This window comes from Photobacterium makurazakiensis (assembly GCF_050336715.1).
Taxonomy (GTDB): Bacteria; Pseudomonadota; Gammaproteobacteria; order Enterobacterales; family Vibrionaceae; genus Photobacterium; species Photobacterium makurazakiensis.
Genome location: NZ_JAKJSJ010000021.1, coordinates 60,136 through 83,104, shown reverse-complemented (window position 1 = coordinate 83,104; position 22,969 = coordinate 60,136). Strand labels below are relative to the sequence as shown.

Genomic DNA, 22,969 nt, shown 5'->3' with positions numbered 1-22,969 from the left:
CGTTTTGTTACTCGAAGGAATTGAAACATTATTAGTTCTTGCTGAAGAAGGAACGATGAGCCGGGCAGGAAGCCGCCTTTATCTAAGCCAAAGTGCCGTCAGTAAGCGAATCGCCAAGCTAGAGCAACGTCTAGGGAAAAAGCTCATCGAGCCCGCAGGGCGCCACATTAAATTGACTGCTGATGCCACCGCCCTTATCGACAATATAGGGCCAAGCTATAAAGCAATGAAAGGGCTAATCTTCGATCAACAACGTATCCAAGATCATTCTCTCATTCGCCTTGCCTGCTCAGAAACGTTAGTCGCAGGCTACCTCGGTAACTTAATGGGAAGCTATTTTAAATGTGACCCTTATATATCAATCACCACACATCACACACCCGTTATCGTCGAAAGAGTACAATCTGGCGATGCAACCGTTGGATTTTGTGCTGGCCATCTACCACCACAGCATGGTTTATCAACTAAGCACCTGTTTGATGAGCCGTTTGCAATTGTTAGTCGACAGCCACTTGAACAACAACCAACCCAGCTACTGGTGAATGACTTCAATAACCCAGCAAATGCAAACCAAGCAGGCATACTTCAAAAGGCAGGGATCCTTCCTTTAATGGAAATGGACTCATACACAGCCGCCGCTCAGCTCGCATTAGGTGGTGTGGCTCCCGCCCTTGTGCCAATTTCAATCACAAAAACCTTAAAAATAAGCCCTGAGCATTGCCATCATTTTGACTTTTTACATGCTCTCACTCGGCCTGTTCACCTATGCTATCGGCAAAATAGTTATCAATCAGAACGTATTCGCACACTTATTGAAACCATTGCGGGTTCTGTTCCAACAGTAATTTAATCGCCATCACCATTGAAATAATCACAACCATCGGCCGGATCAATTTTCGTCCTTTCGATATTACAACTTTTGCCCCCATACGTGCCCCAATAAAGCCTCCTACAGCCATCACCAAGCCGACTTCCCATACTGGTAGCCCTGCGGCAATGAAAAATAAAAGTGCGGCGAAGTTTGAAGTAAAGTTTAAGATTTTGGTTCTAGCCGTTGCCTCAACCAAACCAAATTGTGCAATAGCCACAAAGCAAATGGTATATAGCGCGCCAGCACCGGGGCCAAAAAAACCATCATAAAAGCCAATGCTCGTACCAACCGTTAGTGCAAAAACGTTTTCAGATAATTTAGGCGTTCCACCACCTTGGCCCGCTTGGGGGGCAAAGAGAAAATAAAGTGAAATACAAACTAATAAAATAGGGATGAGGCTCGTTAGTACCCCTGCATCAATACGCTGGACAAGTTCAGCCCCTGACGCAGCTCCAATAAAGGTAAAAACAATTGCATTACGCATTTCACGCAAGCTGACAAAACCATTTCGTACGAAATATAGTGAGGCTGAAAAACTACCAAATGAGCCTTGAAGCTTGTTCGTTGCGAGCGCTTGTGTCGGCGGTATACCCGCTGCAAGTAGCGCTGGCACTGTTAACAACCCGCCGCCACCGGCAATGGCATCAATAAAACCAGCAAGTCCCGCGACTAAAAATAGTAGCCCAAGCACCTCGAGTGACAAATCCATTAAATACTATCTCTTCTATCAACTGGTTAAGGTGCATGAAACTAGCACTGCAACGCAATAAGGAACAGTGAAACAAAGGACGACAACCTATTCCAGTTAGGAATTGATTGTATTTTTTTGAAATTCCTCTAGTACGTCATTTGTGTATTAGAAAGAAATGAACGGCGATTTTTCAACCTATTCCAGAATGATATTCGCACAAAATCAGACTTAATAGACTTATTCTGTTAACTGAATCCCAATTATTTCCATACCGCCATGCCGATTCGTTATTAAAAAGCAATATTTAGCATTTAACACCACCGACCAGTTTGCGCACCATATCCACAAAATATCAATGGTTTTGTGATTTTATCCCAAGGGAAAGGACGGGTTATGTTTGTAGTATTGGAACTCATGGTGGTATTGGGCTGTATCTATTGGGGGCTAAAAATGGGAGGCCTTGGCGTAGGTTTAGCTGGGGGGCTCGGTTTAGCCATTTTAACTCTGGGATTCGGGCTCGAGCCTAGTGCTCCTGCCGTTAATGTTATTTTGATCATCATGGCAGTTGTAACGGCAGCCTCTACCATGCAAGCTGCTGGAGGGATGGACTGGCTGGTACACCACGCTGGCAACCTCATGCGACGTAACCCACGTTATATTTGCTTTTTAGCGCCTATGATCACTTGGTTAATGACGATTATGGCAGGTACTGGATACACTGTTTTTTCAACATTACCTGTAATATCAGAAGTCGCGAAAGAAATTGGGGTAAGACCCTCACGCCCGCTTGCAGGTGCCGTTGTAGCATCACAAGTCGCTATTTCAGGCTCTCCTATTTCTGCCGCTATGGCTGCGATGATCTCCATCATGGAACCCATTGGAGTAAGCTTTCTTGAAATAATGGCCGTTTGTCTTCCCGCTTCGTTTATTGCAGCCATGGTTGGCGCATTCATTGCTTCACGCCAAGGCTGTGAACTCAAAGATGATCCTGTTTATCTCTCGCGGTTACAGCAAGATCATAAGCAACACACCAGCCAAAATATATCCTTAGACCCAAAAGCTAAATACTCCGTCATGCTGTTTTTGTTAGCAACGGTTGCCATTGTTATCTATGCGGCGTTTCCAGCTCTACGCCCACACTTTGCCGATGGCAGCATGATGTCGACACGCGACATCATTATCGTCTCAATGTTTGCCGTCGCTTGCCTGATTGTACCAATGTGTAACGTTCACCCAGACAAAATCATCCGTACAACAACATTCCGCTCCGGCATGAGCTCTGTGGCAGTCATTCTGGGTATTGTGACAATGGGTTCGACAATGGTGAATGCTTACTTGCCTGAAATTAAAGAGTTTGCAGGTACACTCCTGCAATCTTACCCAATGCTGCTATCACTGGTATTATTTGGCACTTGCACATTGCTGCTTTCTCAAGGTGCAACTACACCACTGATCATCCCTTTAGCGTTAAGCTTACAAGTGCCTCATTGGGCAATACTCGCTTCGTTTGTGGCTGTGACTGGTGTGTTTGTTTTACCGACTTATCCAACGTCGCTAGCTGCCATTGAGTTTGATTCAACAGGCTCGACTCGAATGGGTAAGAATATCTTTGATCACCCATTCTTATTACCGGGTTTAGTTGGGGTCGCCGTTTCAACAGTTTGCGGTTTCCTTCTCGCTCCGATGATTGTTTAATATGGCGCGATAATTCTGTCATTGAAGCAATAACTGTCTGGTTATTGCTTCAATGCTATTCCGCTATATGCTCTCGTAGTGCCCGCCAAACTTGCTCTCCTGCAGGATGCAAACGAGCTTGATAACGATAGGCATAATAAGTAATTGGTAGTCTCAGGTGAGTGTCACCGACAATAGCAACCTTCCCCGTTTTTAATTCTTCCCTTATGGCATAGTCAGGCAGCCATGCAACCCCAAGTCCTTGTAAAACAAGTATCTTTAACAAGTCTGTCATTGAGGATGAAAAGATCGGCTTTAGCCTTACTTGATCACGTATCGCTTCAACTTGACGCCCCATATAAGAACTTGGGCTATACGCGAGCCAAGGCACTTCTTGACGGTTTGTAAAACAATAAAGCGGCTTCCCCTCATTATCACAGGCACAAACAGGTAAGAGCTCAGCTTCACCTATTTGTAATGACTGGTAAGGGGGTAATCGAAGCAGTTCATCATCAAAAGCCAGTAATAAATCACAGCCCCCTTCTTGCAACTCTTCAATGGCCTGATCGACATCAATGGCTTCTACGCTTAACAACGGGTTATGCTTTCCAACCAATAACTTCGATTGGACAGAAGGAACAAGACTGGTTGCTAACGAGTGCGCAGCAGCAACCCTTACAATATTTCCGCCCAGTTTAGACAGATCAGACAATTGCCCGATCCCATCCATCATTTGATTCATCAACGTTCGAGCTGTAATTCTAAACAAACGGCCGCTCGGCGTTAACGCCACAGGGGTTTTGCTTCGATCGATTAACTCTGCACCAACGGTATGTTCAAGTGCTTTAATGCGCCGGCTAAATGCAGGTTGAGTAACATTACGCTTTTCAGCTGCCAATGAAAAATTCCTGACTTCCGCTAACACTAAAAAGTCTTCTAGCCACTTACTTTCAATATTCATAAACGTCGAATAAAAAGAAAAATGTAGTATAACGAAACATGTTTCACATAAAGATAAGTATCAAGTCATATAGATCACATTTTCACCATTAAGTCATACCGATTATGCATAACAGCCTCAGCAACGGCATTTCTCACAGGGCTACACCTAACTTATAGTGAATTCAGTTAAAAATACTGTAGGAACAGCATTATGAGCAGGAAGTTGGGTATTTTAGGTGGCATGGGACCGTTGGCGACCGTTGAGTTTATGCAAAAAATAATCTCACAGACACCCGCACATAACGATCAGCAGCATATTCCTATGCTTGTTAGTAATAACCCACAGATCCCAGATCGAACAGCCTTTCTCATCAGCAATGGCGCAGACCCTTACCCAGCTCTTAAGCAAGGTATGGAGCAACTACAGCAAGCAGGCGCAGAATGTATTGTCATGCCATGTAATACTGCGCACTATTGGTACCCACGCCTCGCAAATAGCTGCAATGTACATACAATCAGTATTCTTGATAGCGTTGTTAAAGAAGCGCACTGCCGAAATTACTGCAAAGTCGGTGTTATGGCGACAACGGCTACAATGCAAACCCGCATGTACCAAACCAAACTCGCGCAAAAACAAATAGCGACAATAGGAACAACATCCCCCCAGCAACAAGCCGTTATGGATGGGATTTATGCCGTTAAAGCAGGCGATATCAAGCTTGGCCACCAGCTAATGAAGCCAGTCTTTGACTCACTGATCGCTCAGGGTGCTGAGGCTGTGATCTTAGGTTGCACCGAAATTCCAGTCGCACTGGCAGAATTAGCTCATAACCAACCAGAGCTTTGTCTTGATTCACTTAACATCCTTGCAAAAGCATGTATCGAATGGGCAACCGAAGATACTGTAGAGCTTGTGGCATAGCCCTTCGTTATCAGGGCTAATACCACCGGTATCATACATTCCATGGCTTACGTATTCAGCTACGAGGATAATGAAGTAAGCCATTCTGAATTTTGTTCAAGTAAAAGCTTTGCTGCCATTATCATTGATACAACCACAACTAACGGGCGAATAAGTTTACGTCCTTTCGTTACGACAACTTTAGCACCTAAGCGAGCCCCTATAAATCCACCAACTGCCATGATCAAGCCTATTTCCCAAATCGGCAGTCCAGCCAAAATGAAAAATAATAAAGCCGCAAAATTTGAGGTGAAGTTGAGTACTTTGGTTTTAGCAGTGGCTTCAACAATCCCTACTTGAGCGATCAATACAAAGCACACTGCAAACAAAGAGCCGGTGCCTGGACCAAAGAAACCATCATAAAAGCCGATACCTGTTCCAACCGTTAATGCAAAACCAGCCTCGCTCATTTTAGGTTGGCCGCCACCGCTTCCAGCTTCAGGCGCAAATAAAAAATAGAAAGCAATGAAAACCAGTAACACAGGGATTAAGTTCGTAAGAAGCCCAGGGTTAATCACTTGTACCAACAACGCCCCGATTGCAGAGCCGACAAAAGTACAGCATATAGCCAAACGCATATCACTGAGATTCACGAGGCGATTGCGGACAAAGTACAGCGAGGCTGAAAAGCTACCAAATGAACTTTGTAATTTATTAGTAGCCAGTGCCTGTGCCGGTGGTATCCCAACAGCAAGTAACGCCGGAACTGTGAGCATTCCTCCTCCTCCAGCTAGGGCATCAATAAACCCAGCTAAACTCGCAACAAGAAAAAGTACACCAATCACATCCCACGAAAAGTCCATCACAACCTAAACCACATAATTAATCAACACCAATACAGGCGGCATAGATTACGTGCTAGTTAAAGAAAGAAAAGAAAAACTAAAGCCGTAACCTATTCCCATGACGACTTAGTCGCGATTCGCTAAATGAAATATCAAATTCTACATAATGAGAACAACAGGAAGACAAACATTCATAAAGCACTGAATATAAACAACTTAATTAATGGCACTCATCTTGCTTAGTAACTTAATGTAACTGACAAAGCATGCTACATGTTAGCGGTAACTCGACTTCAGCACTTAACGATAAGAATGGACGACCAGCATGATGATTAATAAATACATCTTTCCTTTAATAGCCCTGACTTCCTTTGGGGCTAATTCGGCAACAATAGACATCACATTTGGTAGTTTTACTGCAGAATGGCAGAACGTCGTCACATCTGACGGAGGTAATACGACAACAGAGTCAGGAACGGCAACCGCTCCAGTTATAAGCTGGGGTGGTAGTGCTGGCTACGGGCAAAGTGGCTATACTTTTGAGTCGGAAGATACATTTGTCACAACCTTTGATTCTGCAACAGAGCAAAGTGACATCTTCAATTTAGGGACATTTACACACGCCAATAACCCCGTTTACCCACCGAGTTTAGACACTGCTCAGTTAAAACTAACAACAACCGTTTCTCTTGATGGTGCAGTAGCTTCCCCCATTGAATTCCTGTTTGATTTTAACCACGAAGAAACGCCAAACAATGACACGCCATGTGCTTACCCCGAAACAGTCCAACAACCCGGTGTAAATGATAATGGCTGTGCAGACCGAGTACTTGTTAGCTCGGCAGCAACGACTCAGACATTTCTAATCGACAGCGTACAATACACCATTGCGGTTGAAGGGTTTAAAGTCAGCGAGAATACAATTTCCAGTTTCCTAACCAAAGAAGTAGAAGATAATGAAGCTATCATCACTGCAAAAGTAATGTCTTATGAGAGAGCAATGGTTCCGCCAACACAAAAAATACCAGAGCCTACACCACTCGCACTTTTAGGGGCTGGTTTTATCTTTTTTGCTCGAAGAATTCGTGTGCAGACCCCTTAAAAAGGGACATTATTATCAAGTCCGATTTCGACACATTTCTGCTGGGAATGATAGCTGAACCATGATGTAACGTTTAAAGACCTCATCATACCCTTGGTCGTCCAACGCTTTTTGCATGCACAGCAACCAAGCCTCTTTTTCGGCAATTCCTATTGAGAGGTGGCGGTGGGCTCCAGGGATGTTCATTGAACCGTATTTTTCACTATAGCGTGATGGACCGCCCATCCAACCAATTAGGAACGTAGTTAGTTTTTCACTTGACTCCGTTAGGTCATCAGCGTGCATTGCTCGAATAGCAGCAGCTTCAGGTAAGGTGTCCATATGCAGATAAAAACTATCTACCAAAGTTTTCACACCATTTTCACCACCAGCAGCCTGCAGGGTCGAATCACCTAAGCCATATGTTGGTGTTGTTTTATTTTTCATCATTGAGCAGTCTGGTCGGTAAGGTTTCATAATAGGCTGAAATATAATATATAAATATTGGTATTGCTACTTAGATAAAGAAGCTGTCATGAACGCTAGATCACTTATTTATACCAATCTACGTGCAAAAACAGCTTAATCAAACGTGCATAGAGTAAGCAAAGTATACCTCACTGCCACTACCCAAAATGTCCCAAAAACAAGTCTGTTTTACTTAACCGTGTTTATAGTCGGTTAATAACACAGCATTAAGCCAATATCTCATCGTGTAAAAAAGGCTGACACATTAACGTAACGACACGTACGATCTCGCTTCAACGCCTATTTTTCTCACTCTATAACTATAAGAATTAGTGAGTAGCGTGTTTAAGAAGACTTCAATTGTAAATAAAACTGACACTCTAAACGCCCCAAAATGAACAGCTGTGCTGCCTAGATAAAATCTAAAAAACATAAGGCTCTGAATGACAAACAATAAATTAAAATCGTCAATTTAAGACGAAAAAAATAAATGGTCTAAGTTTTGCTTAACAAGTACATGCTATGTCGTACTTGTTTTCAAGGAGCATTATAACGTGCTAAAGCCAACCTCGATTTTTTTAACAGCCCTGTGCTTTGTCTGCGCACCCTCATTGCTCGCAGGCCCAATTGACCTCATGAATAACTATCAACTCATTGTGTTCAACGATCTTGAGTCGACTAGCGAGGTGGATGGAAAAGCACTGGTCATGGGTGATCTCAACGGCACTGCCTCTAACTATACAACGCAACAGCCACAGGCTTTGGCGAATGAAGTAGGGTTAGTAGTTGGCGGAGATCTCAATGTTAATGTACAAGTTAACAATGGTTATAGTGCTATTGTTGGCGGTAACAACAATGGGGTTGTATCCCTCAATGGTGTCGGAGGAGTGCTCAGTAGCGATACCAGTAGTTACAACTTTGCTCAGATACAGACTGACCTAATACAATACTCTTCTTTTCTAGCCTCACTTTCGTCTAACTCGTTGCTAACACAACCTTCAGCATGTTGCGGCAATGCCAGTTTCGATGTTGGTAGTTCTGTTGGTCATGATGTTGCTGTCTTTAATATCGATAGTAGTGATTTATTCGAAAACCCCTTTGTGCAAAGTTATTCGCTTAACCTAAACACTCAAACTCCTTCAGCCATTGTCATTAATGTCGCCGGTACAGATATCGATGATTCAACCTACACAGCCAACGCAATCAGCGAATTTATTAATTCGGCTATCTCTGAATTAATAATTTGGAACTTTCACCAATCAGAAACACTTAATTTAACCAAAGCTATTTATGGCAATGTACTTGCGCCACTTGCAACGCTAACCAACCATACTGAAATAAAAGGCTCTGTGGTGGTTAACAAACATTACCAATACGGCAAAATTTGGGGTCCGAGCTTTTCAGGTGCGATGCCAGAAGACACACCTTTTATCCCCGAACCGACAACATCAAGCGTCATCGCATTAGGGCTGTTTGTCCTTGGCTGGCGCCAAAATAAAAAGCTCCAGCTCTAACTACTCTAACGAAAAAAGCCCTTTGTTAAAGGGCTTTTTATTCTGTCTCTATCCTGTTATCAAGCTTCGTAAATCGGCCCACCAAATGCCGTTACTGGCGGAGCGTCACCAACAAACTTCTCTATCTCAACAATTACTGTATTGGCGCTGGTCGCCTGAGCTAACTCAGAGGTACCAATATCCATAGTGACTGTGTTTGGATCACCATAAGTATCAATTGCCCCAACCTTTTCATTCAACGGGCCATACCATGCCCCCTCATAAATGCGCACAACACCCGGAGGATAATCAGCAGAAACGCGTGCCCCTGCTAATAACTGCCCTCGGTCATTAAATACTCGAACCAAATCACCGTCTTTAATACCTCGGCTTTTTGCATCTTCAGGGCTCATATAAACAGGTTCTCGCCCCTGTACAGTGTATGTCGCACGGTATTCATCTGACTCACACATTTGGGAATGAAGGCGTTGGTCTGGATGGCATGACTGCAACCATAATGGATGCTTATCTGAGCCAGGACCGCCATGAGAACGCTCAGCCTTTTCAAACCACATTGGATGCCCTTGGCAATGCTCGTAATTGTAACTTGCAATTTTTCGGCTATAAACTTCGATGAAACCAGATGGGGTACCTAATGGGTTAATTTCCGGATCTTCCCTAAAATCTGCGTGGCGTACAAAGTTTTTACCGACACCAAAATCTACCCAGCCAGCTGCACTAATGTCCCAGAACTTCTCAAATTCTGGCATTTCAAAATTAGCTTTATTCGCTTCTCGGCAATCATCATATAAACGTCTCACCCACTCCATTTCATCCATACCACGGGTGTACTCTTTTTCACGTCCAAATCGACGACAAAAGTCAGTGAAAATATCGAAATCGGATCGCGATTGATAAAGTGGATCAACCAATTTATGCATCGCCAGTATACCTGTCGCGGAGTATGCGCCATAAAGGTCAATATCATTACGCTCAAATTGAGTACATGCGGGTAAAACGATGTCTGAAAAGCGACATGTTGCAGTCCAAGCAAATTCTATAGTGACAACAGTTTGCAGTTTTTGAAAAGCGAGTTTCATCCGATTACGGTCTTGATGGTGATGCCATGGGTTACAACCACTAACCACCAACATTTTAGTGTCCGGTAAAATCACCTTACTGCCGTTGTAGTTGATCTCTTTACCCGGTTCTAAAATAGCATCAATCCAACGGGCAACAGGAATTGTCCGGCTGTATCCATTGAAGTCGTTGTTATCCCATTTGGGTTTCTTACCCTCATCAACATTACGGGGGAAACCACCAGGACCAGCCGCTCCTGTCGGTGGGATCCCAACACCACTGTAATGATGAGAATAAGAAATGCCGCCACCCGGCAGGCCGATTTGTCCAAGCATGGTCGCAATAACAGCGCCCATCCAATAAGGTTGTTCGCCATGTTGCTGGCGTTGTGCAGCCCAGCCAAAAATAATTTGGGTACGTTCTTTCGCTATCATTCGCGCAAAATCACGGATTTGATCAGCCTTCACACCACAAATAGGCTCAGCCCATTCCGGTGTTTTCGCAGTCTTATCGTCAGCTTCACCAATAACATATGGGATAAATTCATCAAAACCTAATGCATAGGTATCAATAAATTCTTTATCGTACAGATCTTCAGTGTAAAGAGTATGTGCAATGGCAAGCATGAAAGGCACATCAGTTTGGGGGTTGACGTAGATCTGATCACAGCCAAGGTAATTTTGGCTTTTTGACTTAACTGGATCGATAGAGATCACTTTGATCTCCCCTTTTGCCACTTTATCTTTCAGCTGTTCATAATATTCATAAGAGTCATGTGTTTCACACTGCCAGCCTACTTGCGTATTTTTAATGGGATCATTTGCCCATAAAATAACATTTTGACTGTTCTCCAAGATTTCAGGCCACGACGTCCCCTGCGCATAAACCTCAGTTGAGCCAAGTATATATGGCATAATCGTTTGACCAGCACCCGTTGAGTAGTCACCTATTTTGGTCATGAAATTACCGTGCATCCCGACGGCACGCTGCATATGGTTACCACAGCTGTGAAACTGCCCTGTTTGACGCCAACCTGTCATGCCGGCGTGTAATGCCCATGGACCATAATCTTTCTGCACACGTTCCAGTTCTTGGTAAAATAAATCGAGTGCTTCATCCCAAGTAACCCTTACAAAGCGATTGTTACCTCGAGTATCCCCACTGTATTTATGTTTTTTCAACCAATTTAGACGGACCATTGGGTATTTCACCCGTGAAGGGTTATAAATGATCCCTTTTATTCCTTTCAGCATATCTGTCGGGTATTTATCACGCGCTAACGGTTCGATATCTGTCACTTTACCGTTATAAATTCTGGCGCGGAATGCACCCCAGTGCGATCCTGATACTTTCCAAATACCATCAGCAGAATAAGGAGATGAAACCTCTTCTGCTGCCCGTGCAGCGGATGTTAGTAAACTCGGGCCAATAACTGCTACCGCACTAGTCGTTGCTAGCCCTTTAAGAAAATGTCGTCGACTCAGAGACATAGTTAACCTCACTTCGCTTCTTTTAATGGTCGGCGTCAGAAAAATCTGACGAGTGCTTCTGTAAATATTTCAACACTAATGCTTCACTATCACGGTCAAGGTTGATGAACGCGAGCATTCCATTGAACATACCAGGCCAAGTATTCGCATCGAAATGGTTCTCTGCGGGTTGGGTATGACAGACACTACAATTGTCGTTATAAGCTGGGCGTGCTTCCGCCCAAATCACTTCAACATCATCAATCAGTGATTCTTTCGGCATCCACAGTTTTACAGAAACGCGTTGCCACCCAAGTCCCGTTAAGTCGTCTTCTTTCTCTTCAAATTTTTCCACGAGTGTTTCATTTAGCGCTGCATCTTTACTTAAAGCTGCTGTTGGAATATTCATACCAAAGTCTTCATTGATTACGCGACCAAAGCCCTTGGTTTTACGCCAACCTGCTATTTCAACTTGTACTGTATCCGCTTTAACTTGAACAACCTTAACGGCAGATGCTGGGTTTAGCTGGCCACCGTCAATGGTTAAGCCTTCATCTTCGTACATTGGAAGGTAGCGTACACTGTAGTAATCTTTACCTTCGGTGAATGATGTGCGTTCGGCTTTTTGTATTAAGCCAGCAATCATTCCGCCTGACGCTTCCATATTGCCTGGCAGTTCATGGGCAATACCTTTATGACAATCGATACAGCTTTGATCGCGCTCAGCTGCCTGTTTCATCTGGGTTCTGGCAATGTCTGACATTTCATCCCAGTTCATACTTTCGTATGCATGGCAGTTTTTACACTCTAAAGAGCCATTGGCAGAAAAACGCTCCCACTCGTGGTTAGCTAACTCAATCCGCTTCTCTAAAAATTTTTCACGTGTATCAATAGTGCCAAAAATCGCACCATAAACTTCTTTGCTCGCCTGCATTTTACGCGCAATTTTATCCGTCCAATTATGTGGAACATGGCAATCCGGACAGGTTGCCCTAACGCCCGAATGATTCGACCAATGAACCGTACCCTTTAGCTCTTCGTATACGTTGTCACGCATTTCATGGCAACCAATACAAAATTTTTCAGTGTTGGTTACTTCAAGTGCAGTATTAAACCCTCCCCAAAATATAATCCCAGCAACGAATCCACCTAACGTTAATACACCTAGGCTAATGTGAACCGCTGGCCGCCAGAATGTTGCCCACAGTTTTTTCAAAAAACTTATCATACGCGTTACCTACTTCCTTAATTTGGCTAAAAATGCATGCTTAACGGTTAGCCGTGCCCAGGAGGACCTAATAAGAACACTTGCATTGCCCAGACAATAAAGCCGTAGCCTCCGACAAGGGCAACAGCAAGAATAGGAAAGAGGAAAATGGTTATAAAGAGGAAAGAGCGCCATTCATATTTAGCTCTATCTTTGTCACTTACAGCTTCTGGAGTACTCATGCTGACATCCTTTTTATTATGCTCACTAATAGGTCAGCCCCAGCAGTGAAAGGGCTATAACGAGTAAGTATAGTTAAAGATGTTAAACCAATGTTACTTAAGGCTACGGGTAGAGCAAATATTTGATCGTAGGAACATTTATATCCCTACAGATATCAGGTGAGATGTGCTATTCGAAGCTAAGGGGTGATGGTGAGAACTAGGTTTGCTTAACAAAAAATGACGCTTGAAAGCGTCATTTTTGATAGGGAAAAGAGCGATGAAAGGTTTACAGCGAAACACTATAGAGTGTTTGATTCTGTTGATATAGCTTCAAACGCTGTTCAAATTTTGCGATTCGCTGTTCACTGGTGTTATCGAGCTTACCGATTGCTTTTTCTTGTGCTTTTATCGCTTGACGGAATTCACCGCACGCAGCATAAGCGGCAGCAAGGTTATCATAATCACCAGCATCACCAGCACCTGAGCGGCTTAATACTTGTTTTGCTAACTTTAATGCTCGTTCACCATCTCGCATACGTTCATCAGAACACGTTGCATATAACCACACAAGATTACGTTTTGATTCTAATGAACCGCCATTTGATGCTTCATTAAACCATTTGATAGCATTACCACAATCAACTGAGCCTGTTGCACCAGAGGCGTAGTACATACCTAACTCGACCATTGCAGGCACGTCACCTTCTTTCGCGGCTTCAGTATACCAATGTAACGCCTGTGTATTATCTTGTGGCAACATTTGTCCCAACTTAAATAAATCACCAATCATGGTTTTTACTTGGGGCATATCAACTGCTGCTTTTTCAAGCCAATACATACCTTTAAGCGGATCAGCTTGCAAACCATTTGAGCCTTCAAGATAAGCTCGGCCTAAGAAGAGTTGCATGTTTTTATCACCTTGTTCTGCTTCTAGTTCAACATAATTCAATGTTGATAACAGGTGATGCTCCGGTGAAGTAGTAACAGATGCGTTAACCGTTGTAGTGCCCATTACAGCAAGGCCAAACATTGCACCGAACACAACTTTTTTTAGGGTCATAACTGCAGGCATATCGTGGTCTCTTCTCTCAAGGCGTTTTGTTCTGGGAAGCAATTTAATCAATGTACGATTAAAAAACAATCAGCCATTACTAGGCAGTAACACCTAATAATATAGACAATATGAGTTATTACATTCTCTGTCAGAGTGTTAGAGATAACATAAAAATGAGGGGAATTATCTGAAATGAGAGATAGATCGTGATTTTCTAACATCAATCATAAGGAAATATACTGAACATAGACTTAATCAGCAGCATAGTTAACTGTTTGGTTGCTGACTTAAAGCTCCATAAAAGAAAACCGCCAAGATACGGTCTCGGCGGCAGACTATTGAGCAGTGTTACAATTACAAGTTGAGGTAGTGTTCCTCACCTGCTTTTATGTACTTGCTTTGGTATTTAGGTGCATCACCATCTAAATCAATATCTAAATCAATTTGGTTAGGCAAATCTAACAAAGCGTCACACACCAACACTACGTCATAATCACCTTCAGGCACATACTTCATTGAGTATTGGCTATCATCAGACACTTTCGCTGTCATAACGGGTGCATACTGTGAGCCTAAATCACCGTAATTCGTATCTTTGTCATATAAGTACACATACGCATCTTTGGTCGGTGTAACACATGAACCCAGATCAACATCACCTAAAATCGTGCCTGATAATGCTTCATTTGCAACCCGGAAGCCTTCAGCTTTAAGCACGTAAGCATCATTAATTAATTGGATCATGCTACGAAGATCAAAAGACATAATGAATTTTTCAGGCACATCAATATTAATGTTCAAACCATCAAATTTTAGATCATCAACAATATCCATTTTCAGCTTATCGACAGGGTTCCCCACATACGAATACGGCGTATCTAAGAAATCACCATAGCTACCTTGTAATACTGACAATGCCATTGATGTATATTCACCGACAGGTACTAACTGTTCCGAGATTAAATTAGCGAGATCAATACCTGTAATATCATATAAATCGATCACGATAAATTTAGGATAACCATCGTTATAAGTCGGAATTTCTGAATCAGCAGGAATACATTGCTGCGAGTTCACCCCATAAGGGTCGCTCATACTTTTTGTTGTCCATTCAATGATAGTACCTGATAAGTCCGTAATTGAAACAGCATCAATGGCTACACAGGCTTGAAGATCATCGGCTCCTTTTGGTACTTCTTCCGGCGGTACAGAAATATCAACCGACACAGGTGCCGTTCCGCTATCCTGATTTGCTGATGCTCCTGCTGCTGTTGATGAATCGCCATCTGAACCGCCACACCCGGCTACGACAAGCGTGGCGAGCATAGGTAATAGTATTTTGTTCATGTCATCACCCCTACGACAATGTAAAAACTGGCCGTTACCAAATCAATCTGCTGGCCGCTGAGTGTTTGGCTGTATTGTTATAAATGGCCGGATCTGAATCTGACAGTTCAAATTTTAGGAGCTAATGGCAGGGCAAAAAAATTATCCGAAGGCTAATTAAGTAATGAGAAAAAGTTCTTACTTACAAGACGAAAAAAAGGCCGGTTTCACAACCGGCCTATTCCATTTTGCTATTAAATGCGTGCTAAAAGCGCATTGCGTATAACCCCGTTACACCGGGTCAAGCGCGAGTACGTCCTGAATATTTGCCTGTGGCTTAGACTCTTGACCGAAGCCACGTAAACCAACCACATGCACGTGTTCACGATCTTTAAAGATCTTACGTACCAACTTGTAGGTTGTGCCTTTTTCAGGGCTAATATTCTCGGGTGCCGCAATCAGCAACTGCATATCAAGACGATCACACAGTTCAAACAACGTCGCAATTGACTTAGCATCAAGACGTGCAGCCTCATCCAAGAACAACAAGCGACAAGGGATAATATCTTTACCACGTAAACGTCGTGATTCTTCTTCCCAGCTCTGTACAACCATCAGCAGAATAGCCTGACCAGTACCAATAGCCTCACCAGTTGATAACGCGCCAGACTCAGCTTGTAGCCAACCATCGGTACCACGGTTTACTTCAATGCTTAACTCTAGGTAGTTACGATAATCCAACAACTCTTCACCCATGATCTGCGGTGAACGCTGACCCATATCAATATGTGGATTCAAGCGCTGGAATAATTTGGCAATCGCTTCAGAGAATGACAAGCGCTGATTACCAAACAGATCCTGATGTTGATCTTGTTGTTCAGCTAGGCCATGCAATAATGATTCGTGCGTATCACGTACTTTCACATTCAGGCGTACCCCCTTCACCTGACCAAAGCCAATGTTCTGCAGACCTTGGTTCAGCATGCGGATACGATTTTGTTCACGCTGAATCGTCTTACGAATAATATTCGCAACTGAATCAGAACTGATCGCCAGGCGCTGTTCACGCGCTGTTAGCTCTTCACTCAAGCGCGCCAGTTCCACTTCCATTTCTTCGATTGCTTCAACCGGATCATCAGTACGGATTATATCGTGACGGATTCGCTCACGCAGATGTTGGTACACTGCAATATAGAACAGTACTTTACGTTCAGGTCGTGACACATCTTCCGATGCACGTAATGCATCACGAAGGTCTTCATTATCAGCAACGGCTAAACGAAGCGCACCCAACGACTTATCTGATAGTGAACGTAGCTCATCGGCAGACATATACGCCATTTCGCGGCGATGTAGGCGTCGTTCAACGTCACTTTCACGCGCTAAACGTAATACTGCACACCAACCCGCCTTGGCTGTTACCACCAACTTACGAATTTCTTGGTACTCTTTGCCTACTTTACGCAGACGCTTCACCAAGCCTTTCATCTCAAGTTCAATCGATGTAATCGCTTTTTCAAGTTGACTACGGCGAGTACGAGAAGAAAGTAGACGCTCATTAAGTTCATCACGGCGTACACGTGCACGTTCTTCCGCTTCAACATCGGCACGTACACCCAGCTCTTGTAGCTCACGCTCAAACTCTTGTACCGTTTCCAGTTTCGCCTGATGTGAACTCTTCAGAGAAGCCAGTAATTGGTTATACTGATTTGCTTGCGCACGAGATTGCTTCAACGCATTACGGCAGCGTGTTCGTTCACGCTCAGCAGCGACAAGTTTCGCTTTAAGCTGTTCATTCAGCTCAGAACTCTTGCTCAACAATTCAACTGAATCGGCATAGCTAAAGTGATGACGACGCTCAACCAAATCGGCAACAGCAAAGATTTTAGTCTTTAAAGACTGCAGCCTAGCATCAGCTTGTTCATAGTCAGCTTGTAATGTATCGAATTGCTCAGGATCTGCTTCGAGTGCTGTTACCAGCGACTCTAGCTCAGTAATCGCTTTACCGTGCGTTGTGATGAAGTACTTCGCTTCATCCAATTGCGCCAACTGCTGTTCAATCTCGTTGAATCGCTCAGTTAAGGTGTCATCTTCAAGCAAATTCACTAGTGGGTTAATTTTGCCGAGTAATGCCAAGCCTTCACGAGCCGAGGTCAACTGACTACGCTGCTGTTGCTCTTTCGCATCAGTATCCGATAGCTGGCGAGCAATTTGGTTACGCTTGTCACGAGCAACTTTCAATGCCGCTTCAGGATCATCGTTAAAGGCAACAGACATATGGCTTGCAACAAAGCTGTTGAAGCTTTGATACAAACGCTGCAATTTCTGTGAATCGAAAGACGCTTTGGCATGCTCTTCCACAACTTGCTCGCGCTCATCGCGTAAAATCTCTAAACGCTGCTCACGTGCGGCACGGCCGAATAACGGAACTTTAGGAAAACGCGAATAGCGAAGCTGGCGGTCGTTAAGGTGAACGCAAACTGCATCTTCAAGTTCATCAACATCAAAACCACTGTCATCGAACGATTCAGCTTCACCTTCAATGATGTACAAATCATCAGGGCAATCGTCCAACGCTACGAGCTTGTCTTTGATCCCTTTGAGATCAGGCACCACAATTGCGTGGCGTGCAGGACCATACATTGCGCTGAAGTAAGGCGCATCTGCTAGGGTGATATCATCATAAATTTCAGATAGTAATGAGCCACCTAAGGTATCAGCCAATGCTCGAAGACGAGAATCGTCGCTACCACCAGGTTGTGCTAAACGTTCGATATCAAGTTCAAGCTGCTTTTTGCGTGCTGCAAGTTGGTCGCGGTTGCTTGATGCTTCACGCTCTTTATCCAGCGTTTGCTGCATTGCTTCCATTACAGCTTGGCTATCATACAATTCACGATCTGATTGATCGGCTAGTTTTTCTAACACATCAGAGGCAGCAATCCACGCTGGAGCCGCCGCTTCTAATGTCGAAATTTGAACCGCTAACTGCTGATCGTGACGGCGCTGCTCACTACGCTGCTCAACAAGAATTTCTTGCTCTTGCTCAAGGGCTTCAATTGTTGCTTCATGACGCGCTTGCTCTTCGGCTAACGCCAACTCACCATCAAGCGTTACTGCAAAACGCTTGGTATACGTTTCCGCTAATTCTGTCGCTTGGCGCTGCTGACGAACTGCACGCTCAAGATCGCGGTATTGCGCTTTAAGTTGCTCGCCACGTTCGGTTACTGAGCGAAGCTGGCGTGCTTTAGCGATCAACTCTTTGGCTTTCGTACTTGCCTCACCGCGCTCAACAACGCCAGCAATAGTGGTAACAATTTGTAAGCCTTTTTCAAACTGTTGTGCTGCTGCAGATGACATATCAAGCTTATGCTTCAATGCCAGTAACGCGGTTGTTTGCGTGTCTTGCTCTTGCTTCAGCTGCGCAAGATAAGGCACAGCCTTGTCAGCAAGTAGCTGATGATCACCCGATAACTCACGTGCTTTTTCCAATGCCTGTACCGCTTGCTGGTACTGAAGCGCACGGGTTTGCTGCATATCAAGCGCTTGCTGATAATCTGCCAGTTGAGTTTTTAGGCTATCAACCTCTTCTTCGGTTAATAGTGATTGCTCTTCTGCCATCGCCAACTGTTCAGCGGCTTCTTCAACCACCATCACCTGCTCTTCAAGACGCTCTGTCAGCTCTTCAAGATCTTCACGGTAACGCTCGATCTTTTCTTGCTGACGTACGGCAGTTTGAACCAATTGCAGGTGATCAGATGCAGCTTGATGATCTTGCTCAAGCGAACCTTCACGCTCGGTTAGCTCATCTAACTCAGCCGTCATATTGATCATTGACGCTTGCTGATCATCTAACGCTTTGCGTGATCCCAGTAATTCACTACGTAAACTTAAGGTTTTTTCTAACTTCTTACGACGCTCATTGGCATGGCGCATGTAGTCAGCAGCAACATAGTTGGTTGCTTCAGTGATCAAGTGTTTAAATAGATCACGATCGCTTTGCGTTAATTTAATAGCTTCAAGCGTCATGCGGTTTTCGCGCAGCGCTGCTTCCATATCTTGGAATGCTTTTTTAACACCACCATTTTGTGGCAGCAGGTAATCACGCAGCGAGCGTGTAATCGCACTAGAAATACCACCGTAAAGCGAGGCTTCAATCAAACGGTAGAACTTCGAGCGATCTGAACTGTTGCGCAGTTTCTTTGGTAGCACACCAAATTCAAACATCTGCGCGTGGTAATCAGTCACCGAGTTGAAAGCTTTAAATACTACGCCTTCAAAATCAGCAGCGATGATCTCTTTAACTTCATTGATTTGGCGGACGCGAGCCTGATTTTCAGACAAGGTTTCAACCAGTAATTCAGTTGGCTTAACGTGTGAAGGTAAGCCTTGGATAATGAAAGGTTTAATATCGACTTTCTTATCACGACCCGCTACTTGCTGTAGTTTCACTGCAAAAACAATACGTTGTTTTTTAGAGTTAACCACATCCAGTGCCGCGTAACAGGCTCCTGGCTTTAGTTTACCGTGTAGTCCCTTATCACGAGATGCATTTGAGCTACCCGCTTCTGTGGTATTACGGAAATGCAGTAAACTTTGATCAGGGATCAACGAGGTGATAAATGCCGCCATTGTGGTCGATTTACCCGCGCCATTACCGCCCGAGAGTGTCGTTACTAGGTTATCAATGTCAAAAGTACGCGCAAAAAAACCGTTCCAGTTGACCATTGTTAGCGATTGATACTTACCGCGTTCCATTAGGCTTCACCCTCCTGCTCGCTGTGCTCAAGATCTTGTTCTAGATCTTGCTTCTGGTCTTGTTCATAAATAGAACCAGCATCAAGCAGGCTTGATTGGCTTGGCTCTTCTTGGTGAACAACAACTGCTTCACCGTCACGGATCAGGCGAATTTGTGCTTCACGCATATCGTCGCCAGCACGCACATCGGCACCAAAACGGAACACCGCTTCGCTAATACGGAATTTGCCGTTTTCACCCACAGGGATCAGCATTCCAATGCGACGAAGACGACGCAAAGACGTTTTTACCTTGTCGTATAGTTTTTCTCGGTCAAGATCAGAGCCTGTTGCACGGTTAGTCACCAGCTTCATTAGCTTCTTCTCGTCCGCTAATGCCAATAGCTCTTCAAACATCTCTTGATTGGTGAAAATACCTTCATGTGCCAATCGCTCTGGGCTCAAATAAAGGAAACACAATACTTTACCCACCAGCATATCAATTTCAGATAGCACTGAGCGACCAATTAGCGAGGTGGAACGTGGACGAAGGTACAAGAAACCTTCTGGCGCACGAACGAGCTCTGCGTTATAACGCTTATAAAACATCACCAGCTCTTGTTCAAACTCGATCAAGAATGCGTGATTGTCTAAATCTTCACTTGAGATATGGCGGCCTGAACGCAGGGCATTATCTAAAGCAGGGAAAAGCGGGTTGGCAATCGCCTTGGCCAGCTTTTCAGGCATAAATTCTTCAATATTTGTCAATGACATTTGCTTGTACCTTGGCTCCGTAGTCATTAATTGCTTCCCAGTCAGGCTGAATGGCGTTGAAATCCGATTCGGAATAACCCAGTCTTACAGCCTGATCAATCACAATGCGTGAAACATCAAAGTGTTGCGCTTGTGTGTGCTGAGCCAAATAATCTTTAAGAAGCAAACTTAAGTTAATTGCAGCGCCCGTTTCTTTATGGGCTTGCAACATGACAGAAATTTTTTCAGCTAACTGATCCTGAACCAGATTGAGTTCTTCAAACTCCATCTCTTCTGGCACAATCCCCGTCACTTCATCGTCACGTAGCACTAACGTTTCATCACGCATATCGAGCAAACGTTCAGTATCGGCGTATGTGAGTACCCATGGCGCATCAAAGTAGTCGGTAACCGATTGGCGAAGACGCTGACTGAACGCGCGGTTCTTATCCATATCAATTGCAGTACGGATAAATTTATGGACATGGCGGTCGTAGCCAATCCATAAGTCAATGGCTTGTTGACCCCAGTTGATGATCCGGTCCAACTTCGCTTGTAAGTTGAAAACCATTGCATCAACAAAATCCAACTCAAAGTTGCCTTGTGTTTCTTCCTGAATAATCAGCAATTGCGTTTGCAATTGATCACCTGCAGCCTGCAAAGTGTCTTGCAGCTCACGTAACGTGCTCGATGTCTCATTCAGTAACGTTTCACAGCTGGTGATCGCGGCACGCCAATCTTGATTCAGCAGCTCGGCAATATCATGTTTTACCTGCTGTTGCTGCTCATCCATGGTGCGCTGGTTCAGATCAATGCGATCGAAGATCTCGGCAACCGAGTACTTCAAAACAGCATGTACATTTTGACGCCAGTGTTTTTCGTCACCGCCCTCTTGGGCAGCTAAAGCCGCTTTATTGATTTCATCTGCCACCATTGCCAATTGAATTGACAATTTCAGGGTCGAATACTCACGGTGACGCGCGTAATAATCGGTAATGCCCAACGCAAGTGGGCTTAAACGGTAAATACTCGCGCCGTCTGTGACTTCACTGGTAAAGCGGGATATCAAACGTTGGCGAACCAACTCATTTATGGCGTTATTGGCACGAAATGCCACGGTTTCCGGTGTTTGATCAAACATGTCGCTAACAATACGAAATGCGTCAATTAACTCACCTTCACCTAATTCTTCATCGAAACGATCACCGCTTAACACCGCAATCGCCAACAAGAACGCCAGCCGTTCGGTTGGCAGGTTAAGCTCAAATTGATGTTGCTTAACCCAATTAACCAACTCGGGAACGGTCTGGGTAACTTCACTCATCCGTTGTCCTTATTGCTGTTGTTTTTATTTGTCTCGTTATCAGCCAGTGGCTTTTGCGCATAAACGTGAATATAACGCCCTAGAGACAAATAAGGTTCTTGACGGCAAAGTTTTTGCTCCATCTCAAGAACCTGTTCAAAACTGTAATCACCCACCATGGTTGTTTGCATATAATCATGGAAGGTACGTACACCGGTTTTTCCCAAAATGGTAAAACCAGCATCGGTTAACCAACTATACACTTCATCGGGTTTTATCCCTTGCTGAGGTTGCAGCTTAAAGCGTTTACGGTGTGGCATCCCCTCTTCTATATGTGTGAGGTTGCCACAAATCAGGTTCTTAAACAGCAAACCATTGTAGTTATAGAACATGACTGAGATAACACCGCCAGGTTTGGTTTGCTCTAATAAGCGGTCTAAGGCCTCTTTAGGGTCAGATAGCCATTCCATCACCGCATGGAACAAAATGAGATCCACAGGTGCATCTAGGTGCTGGTTGATTTCCTGCACAGGGCTATGAACCAGACGATATTGCTCAAGAAGACCATTTTTAGCAATTTCTTGCTCAGCCAATTTCAGCATTTCGCCAGAAAGATCACATAACGTGACATGATGTCCCAACTCAGCAATCTTTTGCGATAGTTGGCCAACCCCCCCGCCAGCATCTAGTACATGCAGCGGTTCATTGGATTTTAATACGTCTAAAATTTGCTCAAGATCTTGCCATACTACCGTTTGGCGAATTTGGCCTTTGGCAGTACCGTAAATATTTTTTGCAAATTTTTGCGCTAGGTCGTCAAAATTTCGATCTTCGATCACGTCAACTTTACGTTA

The 22,969-nt window shown here is 44.1% G+C and carries 18 protein-coding genes; 5 read left to right on the top strand and 13 right to left on the bottom strand.

The genetic code is table 11. The annotated features are described in order from the left end of the window. Nucleotides 1-4: 4 nt before the first annotated feature. A complete protein-coding gene (locus L4D09_RS10770; RefSeq protein ID WP_428457510.1) occupies nt 5-850 on the top strand; it encodes a LysR family transcriptional regulator in 846 nt (281 codons plus the stop codon). Here the strand turns inward: L4D09_RS10770 and L4D09_RS10765 are convergent. Then, nucleotides 810-1,580: a TSUP family transporter gene (locus L4D09_RS10765; RefSeq protein WP_428457509.1), complete on the bottom strand. Its 771-nt coding sequence runs from the start codon at nt 1,578-1,580 to the stop codon at nt 810-812. The two genes, L4D09_RS10770 and L4D09_RS10765, sit on opposite strands and share 41 nt — an antisense overlap. Nucleotides 1,581-1,955: 375 nt before the next feature. On the opposite strand from L4D09_RS10765, the gene L4D09_RS10760 reads away from it, so the two are divergent. Further along, entirely contained in the window at nt 1,956-3,257 is a 1,302-nt protein-coding gene (locus L4D09_RS10760; protein ID WP_428457508.1) for an anaerobic C4-dicarboxylate transporter, read from the top strand. A gap of 55 nt (nt 3,258-3,312) precedes the next feature. On the opposite strand, the gene L4D09_RS10755 is transcribed toward L4D09_RS10760, so the two are convergent. After that, nucleotides 3,313-4,197: a LysR substrate-binding domain-containing protein gene (locus L4D09_RS10755; RefSeq protein WP_428457507.1), complete on the bottom strand. Its 885-nt coding sequence runs from the start codon at nt 4,195-4,197 to the stop codon at nt 3,313-3,315. Nucleotides 4,198-4,389: 192 nt separating this feature from the next. Between L4D09_RS10755 and cuyB the strand changes: the two genes are divergently transcribed. Then, a complete protein-coding gene (gene cuyB / locus L4D09_RS10750; protein WP_428457506.1) occupies nt 4,390-5,100 on the top strand; it encodes a cysteate racemase in 711 nt (236 codons plus the stop codon). A 59-nt stretch (nt 5,101-5,159) separates the two neighbouring features. Here cuyB and L4D09_RS10745 read toward each other — a convergent pair whose 3' ends face one another. After that, nucleotides 5,160-5,942: a TSUP family transporter gene (locus tag L4D09_RS10745; protein ID WP_428457538.1), complete on the bottom strand. Its 783-nt coding sequence runs from the start codon at nt 5,940-5,942 to the stop codon at nt 5,160-5,162. Nucleotides 5,943-6,249: 307 nt separating this feature from the next. Here L4D09_RS10745 and L4D09_RS10740 point away from each other — a divergent pair, with 307 nt between their 5' ends. Beyond that, on the top strand, nt 6,250-7,026 hold the full coding sequence (locus tag L4D09_RS10740; protein WP_428457505.1) for a THxN family PEP-CTERM protein: 777 nt from the start codon (nt 6,250-6,252) through the stop codon (nt 7,024-7,026). Between the two features lie 15 nt (nt 7,027-7,041). Here the strand turns inward: L4D09_RS10740 and L4D09_RS10735 are convergent, their stop codons facing one another. Next, nucleotides 7,042-7,455, bottom strand: coding sequence for a group II truncated hemoglobin (locus L4D09_RS10735; protein WP_428457504.1), 414 nt, complete (start codon nt 7,453-7,455; stop codon nt 7,042-7,044). Between the two features lie 572 nt (nt 7,456-8,027). Between L4D09_RS10735 and L4D09_RS10730 the strand changes: the two genes are divergently transcribed. Beyond that, nucleotides 8,028-8,987: a collagen-binding domain-containing protein gene (locus L4D09_RS10730; protein ID WP_428457503.1), complete on the top strand. Its 960-nt coding sequence runs from the start codon at nt 8,028-8,030 to the stop codon at nt 8,985-8,987. A gap of 59 nt (nt 8,988-9,046) precedes the next feature. Here L4D09_RS10730 and torA read toward each other — a convergent pair whose 3' ends face one another. From torA to cmoM, 9 genes are all read right to left on the bottom strand, one after another. Further along, on the bottom strand, nt 9,047-11,536 hold the full coding sequence (torA, locus tag L4D09_RS10725; protein ID WP_428457502.1) for a trimethylamine-N-oxide reductase TorA: 2,490 nt from the start codon (nt 11,534-11,536) through the stop codon (nt 9,047-9,049). A 22-nt stretch (nt 11,537-11,558) separates the two neighbouring features. After that, nucleotides 11,559-12,743, bottom strand: coding sequence for a pentaheme c-type cytochrome TorC (torC, locus tag L4D09_RS10720; RefSeq protein WP_428457501.1), 1,185 nt, complete (start codon nt 12,741-12,743; stop codon nt 11,559-11,561). 47 nt (nt 12,744-12,790) lie between these two features. Next, nucleotides 12,791-12,964 carry a periplasmic nitrate reductase, NapE protein gene (locus tag L4D09_RS10715; protein WP_428457500.1) on the bottom strand — a complete coding sequence of 58 codons (174 nt, stop codon included), beginning with the start codon at nt 12,962-12,964 and terminating at the stop codon, nt 12,791-12,793. 268 nt (nt 12,965-13,232) lie between these two features. Continuing rightward, a complete protein-coding gene (locus L4D09_RS10710; protein ID WP_428457499.1) occupies nt 13,233-14,018 on the bottom strand; it encodes a tetratricopeptide repeat protein in 786 nt (261 codons plus the stop codon). 336 nt (nt 14,019-14,354) lie between these two features. Further along, nucleotides 14,355-15,347, bottom strand: coding sequence for a DUF4382 domain-containing protein (locus L4D09_RS10705; RefSeq protein WP_428457498.1), 993 nt, complete (start codon nt 15,345-15,347; stop codon nt 14,355-14,357). A gap of 270 nt (nt 15,348-15,617) precedes the next feature. Beyond that, nucleotides 15,618-20,081, bottom strand: a complete 4,464-nt coding sequence (mukB, locus tag L4D09_RS10700) for a chromosome partition protein MukB (RefSeq protein ID WP_428457497.1) — start codon at nt 20,079-20,081, stop codon at nt 15,618-15,620. Next, entirely contained in the window at nt 20,081-20,833 is a 753-nt protein-coding gene (mukE, locus tag L4D09_RS10695; protein WP_428457496.1) for a chromosome partition protein MukE, read from the bottom strand. Before mukE ends, mukB begins: the two co-directional genes overlap by 1 nt. Continuing rightward, nucleotides 20,814-22,136 (bottom strand): chromosome partition protein MukF, encoded by a 1,323-nt coding sequence (mukF, locus tag L4D09_RS10690; protein WP_428457495.1) that lies wholly within the window; start codon nt 22,134-22,136, stop codon nt 20,814-20,816. Before mukF ends, mukE begins: the two co-directional genes overlap by 20 nt. After that, on the bottom strand, nt 22,133-22,954 hold the full coding sequence (gene cmoM / locus L4D09_RS10685) for a tRNA uridine 5-oxyacetic acid(34) methyltransferase CmoM (protein ID WP_428457494.1): 822 nt from the start codon (nt 22,952-22,954) through the stop codon (nt 22,133-22,135). Before cmoM ends, mukF begins: the two co-directional genes overlap by 4 nt. Between the last annotated feature and the right edge of the window lie 15 nt (nt 22,955-22,969).